Consider the following 18,259-nt stretch of genomic DNA (forward strand, 5'->3'; position numbering starts at 1 on the left):
GCCCCTCAGGACCGGCCCCCGGAAAGCCGCGCCCGTCAGGACCGGCCCGCCGCCCCTCAGGCGCCCGTGTGTTCCAGGACCGCCTTCGCCAACGGCCCCCAGACCTCCGGCGGAAGCGCGTGCCCCATCCCGGGCACCTCCACCAGCCGCGCGCCCCCGACCACCTGCACGAGATGCCGGGCATGAGGCGGCGGGAACACGGGTTCGGCCGGTGCCTCGATCACCAGCGTCGGCACGGTGTTGCGCGCGAGCGCGTCCGTGCGGAGCATCCCGGCGCTGTCCGCGCGCCCGTGCGCGGTGTTCACCCGGTGGTGCCCGGTGTGCTCGATGATCGCCCCCTCCAGCGCGCGGTAGTGGGCGGGGTCGAACGGCAGCAGCGTCCCGTGCAGCGCGCGCCAGTGTTCGACGCGCCGGTCCAGCTCCTGGCCGAGCGTCAGGTCGTCCGGCACCGGCAGCGACCACAGCGCGAGGACGTCGGGATCGATGCCGGGCAGTTCCCCGCCCGCGTACGGCGTCTCGCTGAGCGCGCTCGTGCCCATGAGGGTCGCGCTGAGCAGCCGTTCGGGGTGGTCGGCGAGCAGGAGCTGCGTCAGCATCCCGCCGAGCGACAGCCCCACCACGTGCGCGCGCGAGACGCCGAACGCGTCCAGCACGGCGACGGCGTCCCGCGCGAGCGCGGTGATCGGGTACGGCCGCTCGTCGAACCCCCAGGTGGAGCGCCCGGTGTCGCGGTGGTCGTAGCGGATGACGCGGTGGCGGGCGGCGAGGAGGTCCACGAGGGGCTCGGGCCAGCCGAGGCCGGACGCCTGGGCGCCCATGACGAGCAGGAGCGGGGGCGCGTGCGGGTCGCCGCGCTCCTCGGCCCAGAGGCGGGTTCCGGGGGCGGCGTCCGTGGGGGCGATGTCGACGAAGCGTTCCATGGGATCTCCAGAATCAGATGACGAGACGAGACGTATCGTATCGCCACTCGCCCGAAAAAGAAGCCCCGATTCGGAGAACCGGGGCCCTGCAAGTGGTCCGCACCTCTGGAAGGAGGTCGGCCATCCCGGAACAGGGGGGGTGGTTCCGGGACGGCCGTCCGGATCGGGGTGCCGCCGCCCCGGGGGGTTTGGGGCGGGCGACGGTCCGATCGGTGAGGAGATCACCGGAACCAGTGGCTCCGGATGTGTGCGCGAGGCACGACCAGGACGAAGCTGGGGAGGCCCCGGCCCGGCACCGTCCACGGTCTCCCGTGAGCGGGTGTATCTCTCATCACGAACGAAACTACGGCAGCTCATGCCCCAAGAACAGGCCGACCCCGGAGCCGCCATCCTCCCCGCACACGTTCTTCACACGCCCGTCAGACGGCCGCGAGCGCGCCTTCGATGATGTCGAGGCCCTCACTGAGCAGGTCGTCACCGATGACCAGCGGGGGCAGGAACCTGAGGACGTTCCCGTACGTTCCACAGGTCAGGACCAGCAGCCCCTCCTGGTGGCAGGCCCGGGCGAGAGCCGCCGTGGCCTCCGGATTCGGCTCCTTGGTGGCCCGGTCCTTGACCAGCTCGATGGCGATCATCGCGCCCCGCCCGCGTACGTCGCCGATGACGTCGAACTTGTCGGCCATGGCGAGCAGCCGGGCCTTCATGGTCGCCTCGATCGCCTTCGCGCGGGCGTTGAGGTCGAGGGCCTTCATGGTCTCGATGGAGCCCAGCGCGCCCGCGCAGGCGACGGGGTTGCCGCCGTAGGTGCCGCCGAGCCCGCCCGCGTGGGCGGCGTCCATGATCTCGGCGCGCCCGGTGACGGCGGCGAGCGGCAGCCCGCCCGCGATGCCCTTCGCGGTGGTGATCAGGTCGGGGACGATGCCCTCGTCCTCGCAGGCGAACCACTGGCCGGTGCGGCAGAACCCGGACTGGATCTCGTCCGCGACGAAGACGATCCCGTTGTCGGCGGCGAACTTGCTCAGCGCCGGCAGGAAGCCCTTCGCGGGCTCGATGAACCCGCCCTCGCCGAGCACGGGTTCGATGATGATCGCGGCCACGTTGTCCGCGCCGACCTGCTTGGAGATCTGGTCGATGGCCTGCGCGGCGGCCTCGGGGCCCGCGTTCTCGGGGCCGGTGGGCCAGCGGTAGCCGTACGCGACGGGCACCCGGTACACCTCGGGCGCGAAGGGCCCGAAACCGTGCTTGTAGGGCATGTTCTTGGCCGTCAGGGCCATCGTGAGGTTGGTCCGGCCGTGGTAGCCGTGGTCGAAGACGACGACCGCCTGACGCTTCGTGTACGCCCGCGCGATCTTCACGGCGTTCTCGACGGCCTCGGCGCCCGAGTTGAACAGCGCGCTCTTCTTCGCGTGCTCACCCGGCGTCAGCTCCGCGAGCGCCTCCGCGACCTCGACGTACCCCTCGTACGGCGTGACCATGAAGCAGGTGTGCGTGAAGTCCGCGAGCTGCGCGCTCGCGCGCCGGACGACGGCCTCGGCGGACGCGCCGACGCTGGTCACCGCGATCCCGGAGCCGAAGTCGATCAGCCGGTTGCCGTCGACGTCCTCGACGATCCCGCCTCCCGCGCGCGCGGTGAACACCGGCAGCACCGAACCGACGCCCTGCGCGACGGCGGCCAGGCGGCGGGCCTGAAGCTCCTGCGACTTGGGGCCGGGGATCGCGGTGACGATCCGGCGCTCCTGCGGGAGGTCGGTCATGGGGGGGCTCCTAGGGGGTGCGAACCGGGTGATGCGTACGGGCGGGTTCCCGCGGGGGTGACGCGTACCCGCGTCCGTTTTCTCGCAGGTTAGGACGGGCGCGACAAGCTGGGCATGCTCCATGTGGGCGCCTTCCGGGCGACGCGTTGTCCGCCATGGACAGTGACGGCGTACGGCGGTGTCGCAGCGGTCTGGCGCGGGAGCGGTGAACTCCCTTTGCGGGCGCGTTAGATTGACGGCTGATGGTGTACGGAGCGGCTGGTCAGGGGGCAGGGCGATGAACAGCGACGGGACGCAGGACGCGCGCGGTACGCATGCGAGCCCTGTGCCGCGCCCGGCGGGCCCCCCGGAGAGCGCGGGAGGCCCGGGAGCCTCAGGAGTGCCTCCGAGGCCGACGCACGCGCCCGGCGCACCCGCGTACGACAAGCGGCCCAGCGCCCCCAGCCCCGTCGCCGAGTGGCTCGACACCCCCCGCCCCGAAGCCCGCCCCGGCATCTGGCGGTTCGGTTTCCGGCCGCCCAAGGACGCCTCGCGGGACAGCGAGCGCCTCTCCCCCGTCACCGTCGTCGGCCTGCTGATCCCCCTCGTCGTCGCGCTCGTCCTGTGGTCGCTGTGGCGGCGCGGTTCGTTCCCCTACCAGTTCACCGTGCTGCGCCTGTTCACGCCGGGCGACTGGTGGTGGGGCGGGACGATGGCCTCCGCGAAGACCACGGAGGGCGTGGAGGCGCGGAACGTGTACGACGGGCTGTTCTTCGCCGTCCTCATGTACACGATGGGCCGGCTGGGGAGCTGGCCGGACGCCGTACGGCACTTCATCGGGCGCCGTCCGCAGCCCGCGCGCGCGGTGTACGCGCTGATCGCGGCCCTGGTGGTGCTCAGCTTCGTGTTCCCGGACGCGTTCCCGCTGGTGAGCTGGGACTCGCTGCCGGTCGTGTCACCCCTGTTCTCGCTGACCGTGCTGATCTCCGGCGGCTACGGCCTGATCACCTCGGCGCTTTTCACGGACTCGCTGTACGCGGTGGTCACCGCCCTGGTGGTGTGGCCGTTCGCGAAGGTCGGGGGCTGGTGGCCGTACGCGAAGGAGTTGCTGGCCGCGCGCAGGGGTTCCGTGGCGCCTGAGGTCGTCGTCGAGCGCCCGCGCGCGCAGTGGCCCGCGCTGCGGGACGCCGGGCAGAGCGAGGTGGCCGACCTGCTGAGCGGGGAGGTCGCGGCGGGGCGGATGAACGACGTCGACTGCGCGCGCGTGGAGCACGCGTTCGCCCTCGCGCGCGCGGGCGCCTCGCTGGGGACGTTCCGGGAGACGGTGCTGCGGCAGGGGGGCGCGGCCTGGACGCATCCCTCGGGCGCGCGCGATCTGCCGCGCCGCAGCGCGGTGCACGACCTGCTCGCCGGGCAGGTGCGGATCGGGCGGTGGGTGTCCGCCGAGCGGGCGCCGGTGCCCTACCGGGACGCGGGGGCCGCGCTCGGCGCGGACGTGCTGGGGACCTCGCTGCTGGCGGTCGGTCCGTCGGGTTCGGGGAAGACGCGCACGCTGATCGAGCCGGTGACCGAATCGCTGGCCCTGCGCGCGCTCACGGGCGCGTGCGCGGTCGTCGCGGTGTCCTCCGCGGGCGCGCCGCTGGGCTCCGACGACCACTTCGACGTCGTCGTCCGCATCGGCGACCCGGCCTCCGTCCACGACCTCGACCCGTACGCCGGCTGCGACGACCCCGACGAGGCCGCCGCGATCCTCTCCGAGGCCCTCGTGGGCGACCTGGCCACCCCCCAGGCCGCGACGGCGCTCGCCCAGCTCCTGGGCCCCTACCGGGCCGCTCACGGCCGTTTCCCGGCCCTCCCGGTCCTGCGCGAGCTCCTGGAGAGCCCCGAGGCCCTGGCGTCCCTGCGCGACGCCCTCGCGGGGAACGAGGTCATGCGCCGCGAACTGGACGCCCGCATCCGCCAGACCGGGACCCCGGGAGACGCGGGACGCGCGCTGGCGGACCGGCTGGCGCTGCTGAGCAGGCCGGTGTTCGCGGAGTTCCTGGGAGGCAGCGGGGACACGCACGGGCATGGCGACGAGGCCGGGCCGCACACCACCCCCGGCGCCCACCCGCGCGGGGACGACGGCCGCACCCCTGACGTGTACCGCGCGGGAAGCGCCCCGCAGTACGCCGACACGCACACCACCCCCGCCCCCCACCGCCCCTTCTCCCTGCGCGCCCTCGCCGACCACCCCCTCCGCGTCCGTATCGACCTCCCCGCGCGCGGGCACGAGGAGGCCGGGCGGATCCTCACCCGCCTGGTGCTCGCGCAGTTCAACGCGGTCGTGCGGGAGGACCGGCGCGCGCACTTCGCGTGCCTCGTGCTGGACGACGCGACCGGGACGGTCACCGCGGAGTCGGTGCGGCACATCCAGCGCCTGCGGTCGCGCGACGCGGGCGTGGTGCTGGCGCTGCGGAGCGTCGGTGACGTCCCGGAGGCCCTGCACGGGCCGCTGTACGGTGCCGTGGGGTGCCGGATGGCGTACGCGGGTGTCACGACGTGGGACGGCAACCGGTTCGCCCAGACGTGGGGCACGGAGTGGGTCGAGACGACGGAGGTCGCCAAGCACACGGTCTTCGCCGACCAGCCGATGACCCGCGCGATCCACGCCCTGCGCAAACTCGTCACCGGCAAGGCGGTCACCACGGACGCGGTGACCGTCCGGCAGGTCGAGCGGGAGCGCTGGTCGGCGTCGCAACTCGCGCACGAGGTGCCGCCGGGCCACGCGGTGCTGTCCCTGACGAGCGTGACCGGCGAGCACGCGCCGCCGATGCTGGTGGACCTGCGACGGAGCCAAGTCGCTGTCCAATACTGATCGTTGACACACGATCACCGACAGGGTTACCGTTTTGTTATCAGCCCTGTCGGAGCGAAGAAGGGTTTTTCATGGAAAAGCTCTTCACCCTCTCCTCCGACAATTGCCGTTACGCGTACGTCCGGCTGGGCAGCCCCGGAAAAATCCCACCCCTGTTACTTCTGTCGCATTTCCGCGCCGACCTCGGCCTGTGGGACCCGGCCCTGTTGAAAAGGCTCGCGGCGGACCGTGAGGTGATCGTCGCGGACAACCGGGGCATCGGCCTCTCCGGCGGAACGACCCCGAACACGGTCGCGGCCATGGCGGACGGAATCGCCGCGTTCGCGGATTCGCTGGGCCTGACCGGGATCGACGTACTCGGCTTCTCCCTCGGCGGCTACGTCGCCCAGGCCCTGGCGTGCGCCCGCCCGGACCTCGTGCGCCGCCTGATCCTCGCCGGCACCTCCCCGCGCGGCTCGGGCGAGGATCTCGCCGCGCAGGGGCGGGTCCGCTCGATCATCACGAAGGACCAGGTCAGCCCCAAGGATCTGGTCCACCTGTTCTTCCCGCCGACTCCGGAGGGCCGCGCGCGGGGCGTCGCGTACGTCCGCCGGGCGGGCCCGAGCGCGGGTGTCGCCGAGCCCTCCTGGCGGGCCCAGCTGGAAGCGGCGGCGGCCTGGGGAGCACCCGACCCGTCGGCCGTCCGGGACCTCGCGTCGATCACCCAGCCGGCCTTCGTCGCCCACGGCGAAGGGGACATCATGGTCGCCGCCGGGAAAGGCGCCGTTCTCGCGGAACACCTGCCGCATTCCACGCTGAAGATCTATCCCGGCACCGGGCACGGATTCCTTTTCCACGCGTACGAAGAATTCGGCGCCGACGTGGCGCGCTTCTCGGCGGCGGAAGAATCCCGGCTCGTCGCGCTTCCCCAGGAGGGGTGAAGTGGATTCGACGGAATGCCCGTTCGCACTGGACGTGGACGGTTCGGATCAGCACGCGGAGAACGCGCGCCTGAGGGCGGCGGGCAGAGCCGTACCGGTCCGGCTCCCCGGCGATGTGCGGGCGTGGGCGATTCCGCACCACGACGACCTGCGCCGGGTGCTGACGGACCCCCGGTTCGCCAAGGGGATGGCGCACTGGGGTGCGGCGGAGCGCGGCGAGGTGCCGGACGGCTGGCCGCTGATCGGCTTCGTCTCGACCGACAGCGTCATCAACGCGCACGGCGCCGACCACCGGCGGCTGCGCGGGCTGGTCGACCAGGCGCTGACCCCGGCCCGGGTGGAGGCCATGCGCCCGGGCGTGGAGCGGCTCGTGGACACGCTCCTCGACCGGCTCGCCGCGCGGCCCGCGGACCGGCCGGTGGACTTCCGCAAGGCGTTCGCCTACCCGATCCCGACCGCCGTCATCTCGGACCTGCTGGGCGTCCCGCGGCCCAAGCGGCGGCTGCTGCACGTGCTGACCGGGATGCAGACCCGGACGACCAACACCCCCGAACAGGTCCTGGAGACCGACGCGCGGATCGAGGCGCTGCTGCGGGAGATCGTGGCGGAGCGCCGCGACTCCCCCGGGGACGACCTGATCAGCGCGCTGCTGACGGCGCGCAGGGCGGGGGACGACCGGCTCAGCGACAGCGAGCTGCACGGCATGATCCTGCTGATGTTCTTCGCGGGCCACCAGAGCGTCATCAACGTCCTCGTCAACGCCTGCCACGCCCTGCTCACCCACCCCGAGCAGCTCGCCGCCGCCCGCGCCGGGGAGGTGCCGTGGAGCGCGGTGGTCGAGGAGACGATGCGCTGGAACGGCGCGGTGAACCAGTTCCCGATGCGCTACCCGGTCGAGGACGTCGTCGTGGGCGGGGAGACGATCCGCCGGGGCGAGGCCGTCCTCGCGTCGTTCGGTTCGGCGGGCCGCGACCCCGAGCACCACGGGGCGGACGCGGACCGGTTCGACGTCCGCCGCAGGCAGGCCGGTCACCTCGGCTTCGGGCACGGCCCGCACTTCTGCGTCGGCGTCCACCTGGCGCGCCTCCAGCTGGAAACGGCGCTGGCCGGGTTCTTCACCCGCTTCCCCGGGGTCCGACCGGCGCCGCCGGGCACCTGGACGGTGCGGCCCGTGCCGTCGTTCGTCAGCAACAGCATCGAGGAGCTGCCCCTGCTCCTCGGCCCGGCCGCGAGCACCGGGGCGCGCTGACGCGGCCGGACCGCCAGAGCCGACGCGGCAGCCCACCAGAGAGGACGCTCCTCGTGACCACGCCCAGAATCGCCCTGCTGGCCCCCACCACCGCCGCCCGCCCCGCCGAGGAACTCACCGTCCCCGCCTTCGGCGACGTCGCCGTGGACCGCCCGGCGCACGCCGACTGGCGGCGCTACCTGCACGAGTTCGACCCGTCGTCCGACCTCGCGGCGGTGTGGATCGACGCGGACGCCGAGCCGCTGCCCTCCGTGCGGGCCCTGCGCGCGCACGCGCGGTTCGACCGGACCCGCGTGTACGTCGTCGAGCCCGGTACGGCGGGCCCGGTGCCCGGCTGGGCGGAGGCGCTGGACGTCGAGGACATCGTGCGGCCTTCGGAGGTGGCGCCCGGCGGGCTGACCGCCTCGGTCGAACTGGCCCTGCGGGCGCACCGCGCGCTGATGGCGGACGACCTGTACACCGACTACTACCTCGACATGACGTTCAACCGGATCTTCGACTGGTTCGAGACGACCCGCTGGGACTGGACCGAGGTGGACCTGGACCGCATCGACCGCGGCCTGCTGGACGAGCGGACGGTGGACTTCCTCACCGAGGCGGCGGTCATCGAGTTCGGCACCCTGCCCGGCGCCCACAACTTCCTGCGCGAGTGGCAGGGCGAGGCGAGCTTCTCGTCCTGGGCGCTCCAGTGGGGCGCGGAGTAGTCCCGGCACTCGCTGGTCCAGGCCCGCTACCTGGACCGGATCGGCGTCAAGCTCCGTTCGAAGCACGCGCTGTACAAGCGCGAGCCGTACCCGCAGGGCGACGTGCGCTCGGCGACGCTCATGATGAACGTCATCTCGGAGTCGCGCGCCTCCGCCCTGTACAAGGCGCTGGCGGCGCACGCGCCGGAGCCGGTGATCCGGAAGATCTGGCGCCTGCTGGCCCGCGACGAGGCCCGGCACTGCCGGGCGTTCTCGGTGTTCCTGCGGGAGCTGTGCGACGGCGACCCGGCCGCCCGGACCGCCGCCCTGAGCATGGCCTACATCTGGCTGGCGGACCGGCGCGGCGGCGTCAAGCATCCGGCGGGCCTGTTCTACCCGCACTCCACGTCCTCGGCCGGCATCCGCCGCATCGAGACGATCCAGCACGACTCGGTGGACTCGGCGGACGCCAAGGTGATGTCGATCGTCCGGCTCCTCGCGGACGACGACTCGCTGGAGACCCCGCGCGACATCAAGGCCAAGCTCCGCGCCCTGCCCCGCCGACCCTGACCACGTCACAGAACAGGACCCCCCACGCCATGTCACCGCTGCGTGTCACCGACATCGAACACACCGTCAGCCGCATCGTCGCCGAGCAGTTGCGCGTCCCCGTCGAGGAGGTGGACGTGGCCGCCGACCTGCGCTCCCTGCCCCGCTTCGACTCGATCCACGCGCTCCAGATCGTGCTGGAGATCGAGCAGCACTACGGCATCGAGGTGGAGGACCACATCGTCTTCGAGACGAGCACCGTACGGGAGTTCGTGGCGGCGGTCTCCGGGCTGATCACGGACGCGGAGCCCATGCCGTGACCCTGTTCGCTGCGCTCGGCGAGGTCGCCGGGCGGCGGTCCGGGCGGGGCCTGCACGTGCTGCGCCGGGGCCGGGACGGCGAGTTCCTGCCGTACACGGACCTCTTCGCCGAGGCGGGGCGGGTGGCGGCGGGGCTGCTGTCGCGCGGGGTGGAGCCCGGCGAGCGGGTCGCGCTGGTCCTGCCGACGTCGGTGGACTTCGCGCGCGCGTTCTTCGGCGTCCGCGCGGCGGGCGCGGTCGCGGTGCCGCTGCCGGGTCCGGTGCCCTTCGGGTCGTCCGAGGCGTACGTACGGCGTACGGCGGCGGCCCTGCGCCGCTCGCGCGTGCGTACGGTGCTGGCGGCGCCGGGGCTGCTGCCGGAGCTCGGTGCGGAGATCGGCGTACTGCCGGTGGCGGAGGTGGCCGAGCCGGGGACGGCGTACGTCGCGCGGACCGCGTCGGACCCGGCGGTGGTCCAGTACACGTCGGGCACCGGCAGCGAGCCCCGGGGGGTCGTGCTGAGCCACGGGAACGTGGCCGCCGGGGTCGCCGCCATCGCCCACGGCACCCGGCTCACCCCGTCCGACGTCGGCTGCGCCTGGCTGCCGCTCTTCCACGACATGGGGCTGATCGGCTCGTTCCTGACGCCGCTGCTGCACGACGTCTCCATCCATCTGCTGACGCCCGAGGACTACCTGCGCGACCCCAACGGGTGGATCGCGGCCATGGGGCGGCTGGGCGCCACGTTCACGATGGCCCCGGACTCCGGCTACCGGTACGTCCTGCGGCGCGGCGTACGGCCGTCGGACGGGCTCGACCTGTCCCGCTGGCGGATCGCGGTGAACGGCGCCGAGCCGGTCGACCGGCGCCTCCAGGACGCCTTCACCGGGCGCTTCGCCGCCGCCGGACTCGCGAAGGACGTGTTCCTGCCGGCCTACGGGCTGGCGGAGGCGACCCTGGCGGTCACCCTCCCCCCGGTCGGCCGCCCGGCGAAGGTGCTGCGCGCCGACCGGGACGAGCTCCACCGGGGCCGGTACGTGCCGGTGCCGCCCGGCGCCGGGCCGTACCGCGAACTGGTCGGTGTGGGAACGCCGGTGCTGGGTACGGAGATCCGGCTCACCGCGGCGGACGGCGCGCCCGCCGAGGACGGCACGGTCGGGGCCGTCGAGGTCAGGGGGGCGTCCGTCACCGCCACCGGGTACGACCGGGCCCCGCAGGAGAGCCGTCGCCTGCTGCTGCCGGGCGGCTGGGTGGCGACCGGCGACCTGGGGCTGCGGCACGACGGCGAGCTGTACGTCGTGGGCCGCACGAAGGAGGTGATCATCGTGTTCGGCGCGAACCACTGGGCGAGCGACATCGAGGCCGTCGTACGCGACACGCCCGGGATCTCGGTCCACGGCGTGTTGGCCGAGCAGATCCGCACCGACGAGGGCGGCAGGCTCGGGCTCGTCGTCGAGACGACGCGGCGGGACGCTGCGAGCCGCCGGGACGCGACGGGCCGTATCCGCGCGCGCGTGATGGCCGAGTTGGGTATTACGCCGGACGAGATCGTGTTCGTGCGCCGGGGCTCCATCGCCCGTACGTCGAGCGGCAAGGCGATACGCCGCCCCGCGTCCCTGGAGAAACGCACTCTGGGGGTCACCTCGTGACGCGCGGCGGCGCCTACCTGCTCGGGCACTCCGAGAGCGAGCGGCGGCGGCTCGCGCTTCAGGACGCGGCGGTCTCGCCGTTCACCGAGCGGGCCCTGCGCGCGGCCGGGGTGCGGCCGGGGGCGAGCGTCCTGGACATCGGCTCGGGCCCTGGCGACGTCGCCCTGCTGGCGGCCCGTCTGGTCGGGCCGACCGGGCGCGTCGTGGGGGTCGAGCGCGACCCCGGGAGCGTCCGCGACGCCCGCGCCCGCGCGCGGGAGGCGGGTCTGGCGGGCTCGGTGCGGTACGAGGCCGCGGACCTCGGCGACTTCACGTGGCCGGAGACGTTCGACGTCCTGGTCGGCCGGTACATCCTCATGTACCTGCCCGATCCCGCGTCGGTGCTGCGCCGGCTGGCCTCCCTGCTGAAGCCGGGCGGCGTCGTCGTCCTGCACGAGATGGACTTCACGAACACGTCGCCGTCCGAGCCGCCGCTGCCGGAGTGGGACCGGTACTACGCGCTGTGGCCCGCCCCCTTCCGGGCGGCGGGCGCCGTCCCCGACTTCGGGCCCCGCCTCACCCGGACGTTCCTCGACGCCGGTCTCCCGGGCCCGGAGGTGATCACCTGGACGCCGGTGGCGGGCCCCGGCGGGTCGGCGGTCCTCGACTGGCTCAGCACCACCTGCCGCGAGATCGAGTGGCCGATGCGCGCGGCCGGGGTCCCGGTGCCGGACGGCATCCGCTTCGACGACGGCCTGCCGCGGCGCCTCAAGGACCTCGTCCGGTCGGGCGGGGTCCGGATCAGCGGGCCGACGCAGTACGCGGCCCACGTACGGCTGACGCCCGACGTGCCCGGGGCGTCCGGCCCGAGCAGCTGAGGAGCCCGCCACCATGCCCGGCGTCTTCGACCCTCGCGGGATCGGCCCCCTGCCGCCCTTCCTCGCCGCAACGCCGTGCGGGGCCGTCGCGCGGGTGCGGATGCCCACCGGCGACCCCATGTGGCTGGTCACCGACCACGCCGTGGGGCGTGCCGCGCTCGCCGACCCGCGCCTCAGCAGGGCCGCCGCCGCCCGCCCCGACGCCCCGAAGTGGGGGTCCGTCGACCTCTCGCCCAACTCGGTCATGAGCCTGGACGGCGCCGACCACGCCCGGCTGCGCCGGATCGCCGCAGGGGCGTTCACCGGGCCCCGGGTCGCCGCGCGGGGGCCGGTGGTCGAGGAGGCCGCCGACAGCCTGCTGGACCGGATGGAGGCGGCGGGTCCTGGCGCCGACCTGATCGGCGGGTACGCGTCGCCGCTGCCGATGGTCGCGCTGGGCGCCCTGCTCGGCGTACCCGTCGCGGACCGGCCGCTGTTCGAGGGCGCGGTGCGGGCCCTGTTCGGGATGACGCCTCAGGGGGTGCGCGGCAGGGGCCGCCACGTCCTGACGCTCGCCAGGTACATGTCCGCGCTGCTCGCCGCGAAGAGCGCGGCGCCCGGACCGGACCTGCTGAGCGCGCTGGTGCGGGCCGAGGAGGCGGGGGAGGTCTCCCGCGCCGAGTCGGTGAACCTCGGGCTGGCGCTGCTCATGGCCGGGTACGAGACGACCGCGCACCAGCTGGGCCTGGCGGTGCTCGACCTGCTCACCGGGGGCGGCTCGTGGGAGGAGTCGCTGCGCAGGTCGCCGTCGACGCCCCTGAGCTTCCCCCGGGTGGCCGTCGAGGACCTCGTCCTGGGCGGGACGGCGGTACGGCGCGGGGAGGCCGTCGTCGGCTCGCTGCTGCACTGCAACCAGGACGCCCGCCACGCCCCGCACCTCACGTTCGGGCACGGCCCCCACCGCTGCCTGGGCGCCCCGCTGGTCGTCCTCCAGCTGAGGACCGCCCTGGCCCGCCTGCGACACCGCTTCCCCGCCCTGCGCCTGTCGCCCCGGCAGGACGCCGTGGTGTGGCACGAGGGCCTGGCGACGCGCGGCCTGTCCCGGCTGCTCGTCGAGTGGTGACCGCGCCTCCAGGGGCCGCGCGGCCGGGTCGCTGAGGCACAATCGGCACTGCTCCCGACCTCCTCGCGTCTGAAGGCACCATGCCCCCCACCCTCGCCTCCCTCGTCCACCACTCCGCGCTGAAGCTCGTCGTGCGCGCGGGCGAGGACAAGCTCGGCGTGCCGGTGCGGTGGACGCATGTGAGCGAGCTGCCGGACCCGGTGGAGTACATGGAGGGCGGGGAGCTGCTGCTGATCACGGCGCTGAAGCTGGACGCCGAGGACCCGGCGGCGATGCGCCGGTACGTACGGCGGCTGGTGGAGGCGGGTGTGGTGGGGCTGGGGTTCGCGGTGGGCGTCAACTACGAGGACGTCCCGCAGGCGCTCGTGGAGGCGGCCCGCGCGGAGGGGCTGCCACTGCTCGAAGTGCCGCGCAGGACGCCGTTCATCGCGATCAGCAAGGCGGTCTCCGCGGCGATCGCGGCGGACCAGTACCGCGCGGTGACGGACGGCTTCGCGGCCCAGCGCGAGCTGACGCGCCAGGCCCTCACCCCGGGCCCCGAGGGCCTGCTGACGGCGCTGGCGGCCCACGTGGACGGCTGGGCGGCCCTGTACGACGCGTCGGGCGCGGTCGTCGCGGCGGCCCCGGAGTGGGCGTGGCGCAGGGCGGCCCGCCTCACGGTGGACGTCGCGCGCCTGCGCGAGCGCCCCGCCCCGGTGTCCTCGGTGATCGACGGCGAGGACCGGGTGGAGCTGCACTCCCTGGGCACCGGCCGCCGCCCGCGCGCGGCGCTCGCCGTCGGCACGGCCACCGCCCCGGGCACGGCCGAGCGGTACGCCGTCCACTCGGCGATCGCCCTGCTCACCCTGACGACGGAACGCTCCCGTTCCCTGCGCGCGGCCGAGCAGCGCATCGGCGCTGCGGTCCTGCGGATGCTCCTGGCGGGCGAACCGGACCACGCGCGCGCGGTGGCGGGCGATCTGTACGCCGGCCTGCTGGACGCGCCGTTCCGGGTGATCGTCGCGGAACCGGGCCCCGGCGCGCGCGTGCCGGCCGCAGCATCGTCGTCCCGCGCACGCGCGGCGGACGACGAGGGGCCGCTGGCGGAGTTCGCGGAGGCCCTGGAGTCGGTGGCGGCCCGCGTGGCCGAGCCGGTCCTCGCCGTCCCGAAGGGCGGGCGGCTCGTGGTCGTCGCGGTGGACGGCGGCGGGGTGCTCGTGGAGACGGTGGAGTACGCGGCGGAGGTGGAGGCGGACCGGTCGCCGGAGGGCCACGACCTGGTGATCGGCCTGTCGGGTCCGGCGGGGCCCAGTACGGCCGCGGTGGGCCACAAGCAGGCCGAGCAGGCCCTCTCGGTCGCCAGGCGCCGGGGCAGGGCCTTCGTGGAGCACGACCAGCTGGCGTCCGGCTCGGTGCTGCCGCTCCTCGCGGACGACGCCGTGCGGGCGTTCTCGGACGGTCTCCTGCGGGCGCTGCACGAGCACGACGCGACGGGCCGGGGGGACCTGGTCGCCTCGCTGCGCGCGTGGCTCTCCCGGCACGGCCAGTGGGACGCAGCCGCCGCCGATCTCGGAGTGCACCGGCACACGCTGCGCTACCGGATGCGCCGCGTGGAGGAGATCCTGGGCCGCTCCCTGGACGACCCGGACGTGCGGATGGAGCTGTGGCTGGCGCTCAAGGCGACGGCCGGCTCGTAGGGGTACGACCGTCGCAGGGGTACGGCCGTGTCGGCCGCACGGGCGGCCGACGTCCGTGTTCACGCGCGGGCACCCTCCCCGGAATGGGGGACGCGGAGGTGTGCTCGCGGACCGGTCAGCCCGTGATCACCCGTCCTCCCCCGCCGCGAGCCCGGCGGCGGCCTCGTGCATGGCGAGTTCGAGGAGCGCGGGGTCGTTCAGCGTGCCGGTGCCGTCCGGTGGCACGAGCCAGCGGACGGCGCCGGTGGAGCGGCCCGGGTACGGGACGACGATCCAGGTGCCGTTCCCCGCGCTGCGGATCCCGGTGCCGAGCCAGCGCGCGGCCGTGCCCGGCGGCACGAAGAAGCCCATGCGGTTGTCGCCGAAGTCGACCAGCACCGGGCCGGGCCGGTCGAGGATGCGGGTGAGGATGTCGAGGGTCGGACGGCCGAGTTCGCCCGGCAGGATCAGCACGTCCCAGGCGCGCCCGGCGGGCAGCAGCGCGACCCCGAGGGGGTTGCGCTCCCACTCCCACCGGCAGGCGTCCGGGTCGGGTGCGACGGATGCCAGCCATTCGACCGCAGTCTTGGCCCCAGTCATCGAGATGACCTCCCTTTCTGTCGTGTTCCGTCGTCGACGCGGTGGCGTCACGAGGAAGAGAGGGAGGTTTCCCGGTGAGCATTACGCGAGTTCGGGGACCTGTCCGGAGTGAACCGGATCACACACCGCCGTCCGCTCCCGCGCGCGCCGGTGAGCACGACCCCGGCCTGTTCGGCGCGCTTGCTGGCGGGAGGGCCGGGTGCGGCCCCGCCGGGTCCGGTGCCGTACGCCACGCGCGCGGGAGGGGCCGTACCGCAGTCGGCGCAGAAGCGGCGACTGCGCTACCCGGATCGCGTGGACGTCAAACCCGGTGCCTGCTACGGCGTCTGCCGACGGCCATGGAGACCAGCACGAGGAGGACGGCGACGAGGAACATCGCCGTGCCGATGACGTTGATCTGGACGGGCGTTCCGCGCTGTGCGGAACCCCAGACGAACATGGGGAACGTGACGGTCGAACCGGCGTTGAAATTGGTGATGATGAAATCGTCGAAGGAGAGCGCGAAGGCGAGCATCGCGCCCGCCGCGATTCCGGGGGCGGCAATGGGGAGGGTGACGCGCAGGAATGTCTGCACCGGTCCGGCGTAGAGGTCGCGGGCGGCTTCTTCGAGGCGCGGGTCCATCGACATGACGCGTGCTTTGACGGCCGTCACGACGAAACTCAGGCAGAACATGACGTGGGCGATGAGAATCGTCCAGAAGCCGAGCTGGGCGCCCATGTTGAGGAACAGGGTGAGCAGTGAGGCCGCCATGACGACCTCCGGCATCGCCATGGGCAGGAAGATCAGCGAGTTGACGGCGCCCCGTGCGCGGAACCGGTAGCGGACCAGCGCGAAGGCGATCAGCGTGCCGAGGACCGTCGCCCCGAGGGTCGCCCAGAACGCGATCTGGAGGCTCGTGGAGAGCGATCCGCACATTCCGGCGACACCGCACGGGTCTTTCCACGCGTCGAGGGAGAAGCTCTGCCACTCGTAATTGAAACGGCCTCTGGGTCTGTTGAAGGAGAAGACCGTGACGACGACATTCGGCAGCAGCAGATAGGCCAGGGTGCACAATCCGGCGATGACGACGAGATGACGTTTGAGCCAGGACATCTAGACGAGGTCCTCCGTCCCGGAACGGCGGATGTAGAACGTGACCATGAAAAGGATCGCGGCCATGAGGAGGAAACTCAGCGCGGCGGCCGTCGGATAGTCCAGGACGCGCAGGAACTGCGTCTGGATGACGTTCCCGATCATGCGGGTGTCGGTCGAGCCGAGGAGTTCGGCGTTGACGTAGTCGCCGGACGCCGGGATGAACGTCAGCAGCGTCCCGGAGACCACCCCCGGCATCGACAGGGGGAAGGTGACCTTCCAGAACGTCGTCCACGGGCGCGCGTACAGGTCCCCGGCGGCCTCGTGGAGGCGGCCGTCGATGCGCTCCAGGGACGTGTAGAGCGGCAGGATCATGAACGGCAGGAAGTTGTACGTCAGCCCGCACACGACCGCGAGAGGCGTCGCGAGGACGCGGTCACCGGCCGTCCAGCCGAGCCAGCCGGTGACGTCCAGGACGTGCAGGGTGTCGAGGGCGCCGACGACGGGGCCGCCGTCCGCGAGGATCGTCTTCCAGGCGAGCGTGCGGATCAGGAAGCTGGTGAAGAACGGGGCGATCACCAGGATCATGACCAGGTTGCGCCAGCGGCCCGCGCGGAACGCGATCAGGTAGGCCAGCGGGTAGCCGAGGACCAGGCACAGGACGGTCGCGGCGGCGGCGTACAGGACCGAGCGCAGGAACTGCGGCCAGTACTCCTGGAGGGCGTCCCAGTAGGTCGCGACGTGCCAGGTGACCTTGTAGCCCTCCTCCAGGGAGCCCGTCTGCACGGAGGTCGACGCCTGGTAGATCATCGGCAGCGCGAAGAACACGAGCAGCCAGAGGATGCCGGGCAGCAGCAGCCAGTACGGCGTCCAGCGGCCTTTTCTGCGCACGCGCGCGGGAGCCTCGGTTTCGGGCTCGGGGGCGGGTGCCGGTTCGGTGAGGGTGGCCGCCATCAGACGACCGTCTCTTCCTCGGTGCCCGCGGAGCCCACTGTCCCAGCGAGCGGGGACTGGGAGGCGTCGAGGCCGAAGGTGTGCGCCGGGGTCCAGTGCAGGACGACTTCGGCGCCGGGTGTCAGGCGCTCGTCCCGGTCGACGTTCTGGACGTACACCGCGAACTCGGGGCAGACGGCCGTACGGATCACGTACTGCGTCGACACGCCGATGAAGCTGGCGTCGGCGATCGTCCCGCGCAGCCGGTTGCGGCCCTGCGGGACGGTCGACGCCTCGTGCGCGTGCGCGAGGGCGACCTTCTCGGGGCGGACGCCGACGAGGAGCCGGCCGCCGGGCGTGGCCGGGGCCGGGCAGCGGGACGCGGGCAGGACGAGGCGCCCGTCCTCGGCCTTGAGGACGATGTCGTCGCCGTTCTTGGTGTCGACCTCGGCCTCGATGAGGTTGGAGGTGCCGAGGAAGTTCGCGACGAACGTCGTGCGCGGGTTCTCGTACAGGTCGGCCGGGGAGCCGAGCTGCTCGACGCGGCCCGCGTTCATCACGGCGACCGTGTCGGCCATCGTCATGGCCTCCTCCTGGTCGTGCGTGACGTGCACGAAGGTGATGCCGACCTCGGTCTGGATGCGCTTGAGCTCCAGTTGCATCTGGCGGCGCAGTTTCAGGTCGAGGGCGCCGAGGGGTTCGTCGAGGAGGAGCACCTTGGGGTGGTTGATGAGGGCGCGGGCGACGGCGACGCGCTGCTGCTGGCCGCCGGAGAGCTGGTGGGGCCGTTTACGGGCCTGCTCGCCTAGCTGGACGAGTTCCAGCATGTCGTCGACCATTTTCTTCACGCTCTTGATCCCGCGCCGTCTGAGGCCGAATGCGACGTTCTCGTAGATGTCGAGGTGCGGGAAGAGGGCGTACGACTGGAAGACCGTGTTCACGGGCCGCTTGTGGGGCGGCAGGCGGGTGACGTCCTGGTCGCCGAGGCGGACGGTGCCGCTGGTCGGCTCCTCCAGGCCCGCGATCATCCGGAGGGTCGTCGTCTTGCCGCAGCCGGACGCCCCGAGGAGCGCGAAGAACGAGCCCTGCGGGACGGTCAGGTCGAGCGGGTGCACGGCGGTGAACGCGCCGTACGTCTTGCCTATGCCGGTCAGGCGGACGTCGCCGCTGTTGTCTGTCAT

The 18,259-nt window shown here is 73.2% G+C and carries 16 protein-coding genes; 10 read left to right on the forward strand and 6 right to left on the reverse strand.

Features of this window, described 5'->3' with window-relative positions; translation table 11 throughout:
- Positions 1 to 56: 56 nt before the first annotated feature.
- Positions 57 to 920 carry an alpha/beta fold hydrolase gene (locus PV682_RS32750; protein ID WP_319735391.1) on the reverse strand — a complete coding sequence of 288 codons (864 nt, stop codon included), beginning with the start codon at positions 918 to 920 and terminating at the stop codon, positions 57 to 59.
- 419 nt (positions 921 to 1,339) lie between these two features.
- The gene (gabT, locus tag PV682_RS32755; RefSeq protein ID WP_319735393.1) at positions 1,340 to 2,674 is read right to left on the reverse strand and encodes a 4-aminobutyrate--2-oxoglutarate transaminase; all 1,335 of its coding nucleotides are present in this window, start codon (positions 2,672 to 2,674) and stop codon (positions 1,340 to 1,342) included.
- A 277-nt stretch (positions 2,675 to 2,951) separates the two neighbouring features.
- On the opposite strand from gabT, the gene PV682_RS32760 reads away from it, so the two are divergent.
- The 10 genes from PV682_RS32760 to PV682_RS32805 all read left to right on the forward strand — a co-directional run bounded on the left by PV682_RS32760 (position 2,952) and on the right by PV682_RS32805 (position 14,494).
- Complete coding sequence (locus PV682_RS32760; protein ID WP_319735394.1) at positions 2,952 to 5,510, forward strand: type IV secretory system conjugative DNA transfer family protein; 2,559 nt, start codon at positions 2,952 to 2,954, stop codon at positions 5,508 to 5,510.
- A 71-nt stretch (positions 5,511 to 5,581) separates the two neighbouring features.
- Positions 5,582 to 6,430, forward strand: a complete 849-nt coding sequence (locus PV682_RS32765; RefSeq protein WP_319735395.1) for an alpha/beta fold hydrolase — start codon at positions 5,582 to 5,584, stop codon at positions 6,428 to 6,430.
- A gap of 1 nt (position 6,431) precedes the next feature.
- Positions 6,432 to 7,679 carry a cytochrome P450 family protein gene (locus PV682_RS32770; protein ID WP_319735396.1) on the forward strand — a complete coding sequence of 416 codons (1,248 nt, stop codon included), beginning with the start codon at positions 6,432 to 6,434 and terminating at the stop codon, positions 7,677 to 7,679.
- A gap of 53 nt (positions 7,680 to 7,732) precedes the next feature.
- A complete protein-coding gene (locus tag PV682_RS32775) occupies positions 7,733 to 8,383 on the forward strand; it encodes a hypothetical protein (protein ID WP_319735397.1) in 651 nt (216 codons plus the stop codon).
- A gap of 102 nt (positions 8,384 to 8,485) precedes the next feature.
- A complete protein-coding gene (locus tag PV682_RS32780) occupies positions 8,486 to 8,932 on the forward strand; it encodes a ferritin family protein (protein ID WP_319735398.1) in 447 nt (148 codons plus the stop codon).
- 29 nt (positions 8,933 to 8,961) lie between these two features.
- Positions 8,962 to 9,231, forward strand: a complete 270-nt coding sequence (locus PV682_RS32785; RefSeq protein WP_109364355.1) for an acyl carrier protein — start codon at positions 8,962 to 8,964, stop codon at positions 9,229 to 9,231.
- Positions 9,228 to 10,859, forward strand: a complete 1,632-nt coding sequence (locus PV682_RS32790) for an AMP-binding protein (RefSeq protein WP_319735399.1) — start codon at positions 9,228 to 9,230, stop codon at positions 10,857 to 10,859. Before PV682_RS32785 ends, PV682_RS32790 begins: the two co-directional genes overlap by 4 nt.
- Positions 10,856 to 11,716 carry an SAM-dependent methyltransferase gene (locus PV682_RS32795; protein ID WP_319735400.1) on the forward strand — a complete coding sequence of 287 codons (861 nt, stop codon included), beginning with the start codon at positions 10,856 to 10,858 and terminating at the stop codon, positions 11,714 to 11,716. Before PV682_RS32790 ends, PV682_RS32795 begins: the two co-directional genes overlap by 4 nt.
- Positions 11,717 to 11,729: 13 nt before the next feature.
- The gene (locus PV682_RS32800; protein WP_319735402.1) at positions 11,730 to 12,818 is read left to right on the forward strand and encodes a cytochrome P450 family protein; all 1,089 of its coding nucleotides are present in this window, start codon (positions 11,730 to 11,732) and stop codon (positions 12,816 to 12,818) included.
- Positions 12,819 to 12,898: 80 nt separating this feature from the next.
- Positions 12,899 to 14,494 carry a PucR family transcriptional regulator gene (locus tag PV682_RS32805; protein WP_319735403.1) on the forward strand — a complete coding sequence of 532 codons (1,596 nt, stop codon included), beginning with the start codon at positions 12,899 to 12,901 and terminating at the stop codon, positions 14,492 to 14,494.
- A gap of 126 nt (positions 14,495 to 14,620) precedes the next feature.
- Here the strand turns inward: PV682_RS32805 and PV682_RS32810 are convergent, their stop codons facing one another.
- The 4 genes from PV682_RS32810 to PV682_RS32825 all read right to left on the reverse strand — a co-directional run bounded on the left by PV682_RS32810 (position 14,621) and on the right by PV682_RS32825 (position 18,259).
- Complete coding sequence (locus tag PV682_RS32810; RefSeq protein ID WP_050369349.1) at positions 14,621 to 15,073, reverse strand: bifunctional DNA primase/polymerase; 453 nt, start codon at positions 15,071 to 15,073, stop codon at positions 14,621 to 14,623.
- Between the two features lie 301 nt (positions 15,074 to 15,374).
- Positions 15,375 to 16,166, reverse strand: a complete 792-nt coding sequence (locus tag PV682_RS32815) for an ABC transporter permease (RefSeq protein ID WP_319735404.1) — start codon at positions 16,164 to 16,166, stop codon at positions 15,375 to 15,377.
- Positions 16,167 to 17,099 carry an ABC transporter permease gene (locus tag PV682_RS32820; RefSeq protein WP_319735405.1) on the reverse strand — a complete coding sequence of 311 codons (933 nt, stop codon included), beginning with the start codon at positions 17,097 to 17,099 and terminating at the stop codon, positions 16,167 to 16,169. It lies immediately after the preceding gene.
- The gene (locus PV682_RS32825) at positions 17,099 to 18,259 is read right to left on the reverse strand and encodes an ABC transporter ATP-binding protein (protein WP_319735421.1); all 1,161 of its coding nucleotides are present in this window, start codon (positions 18,257 to 18,259) and stop codon (positions 17,099 to 17,101) included. The genes PV682_RS32820 and PV682_RS32825 overlap by 1 nt, the downstream gene beginning before the upstream one ends.

It is taken from the genome of Streptomyces niveiscabiei, assembly GCF_033794345.1.
GTDB lineage: Bacteria > Actinomycetota > Actinomycetes > Streptomycetales > Streptomycetaceae > Streptomyces > Streptomyces niveiscabiei.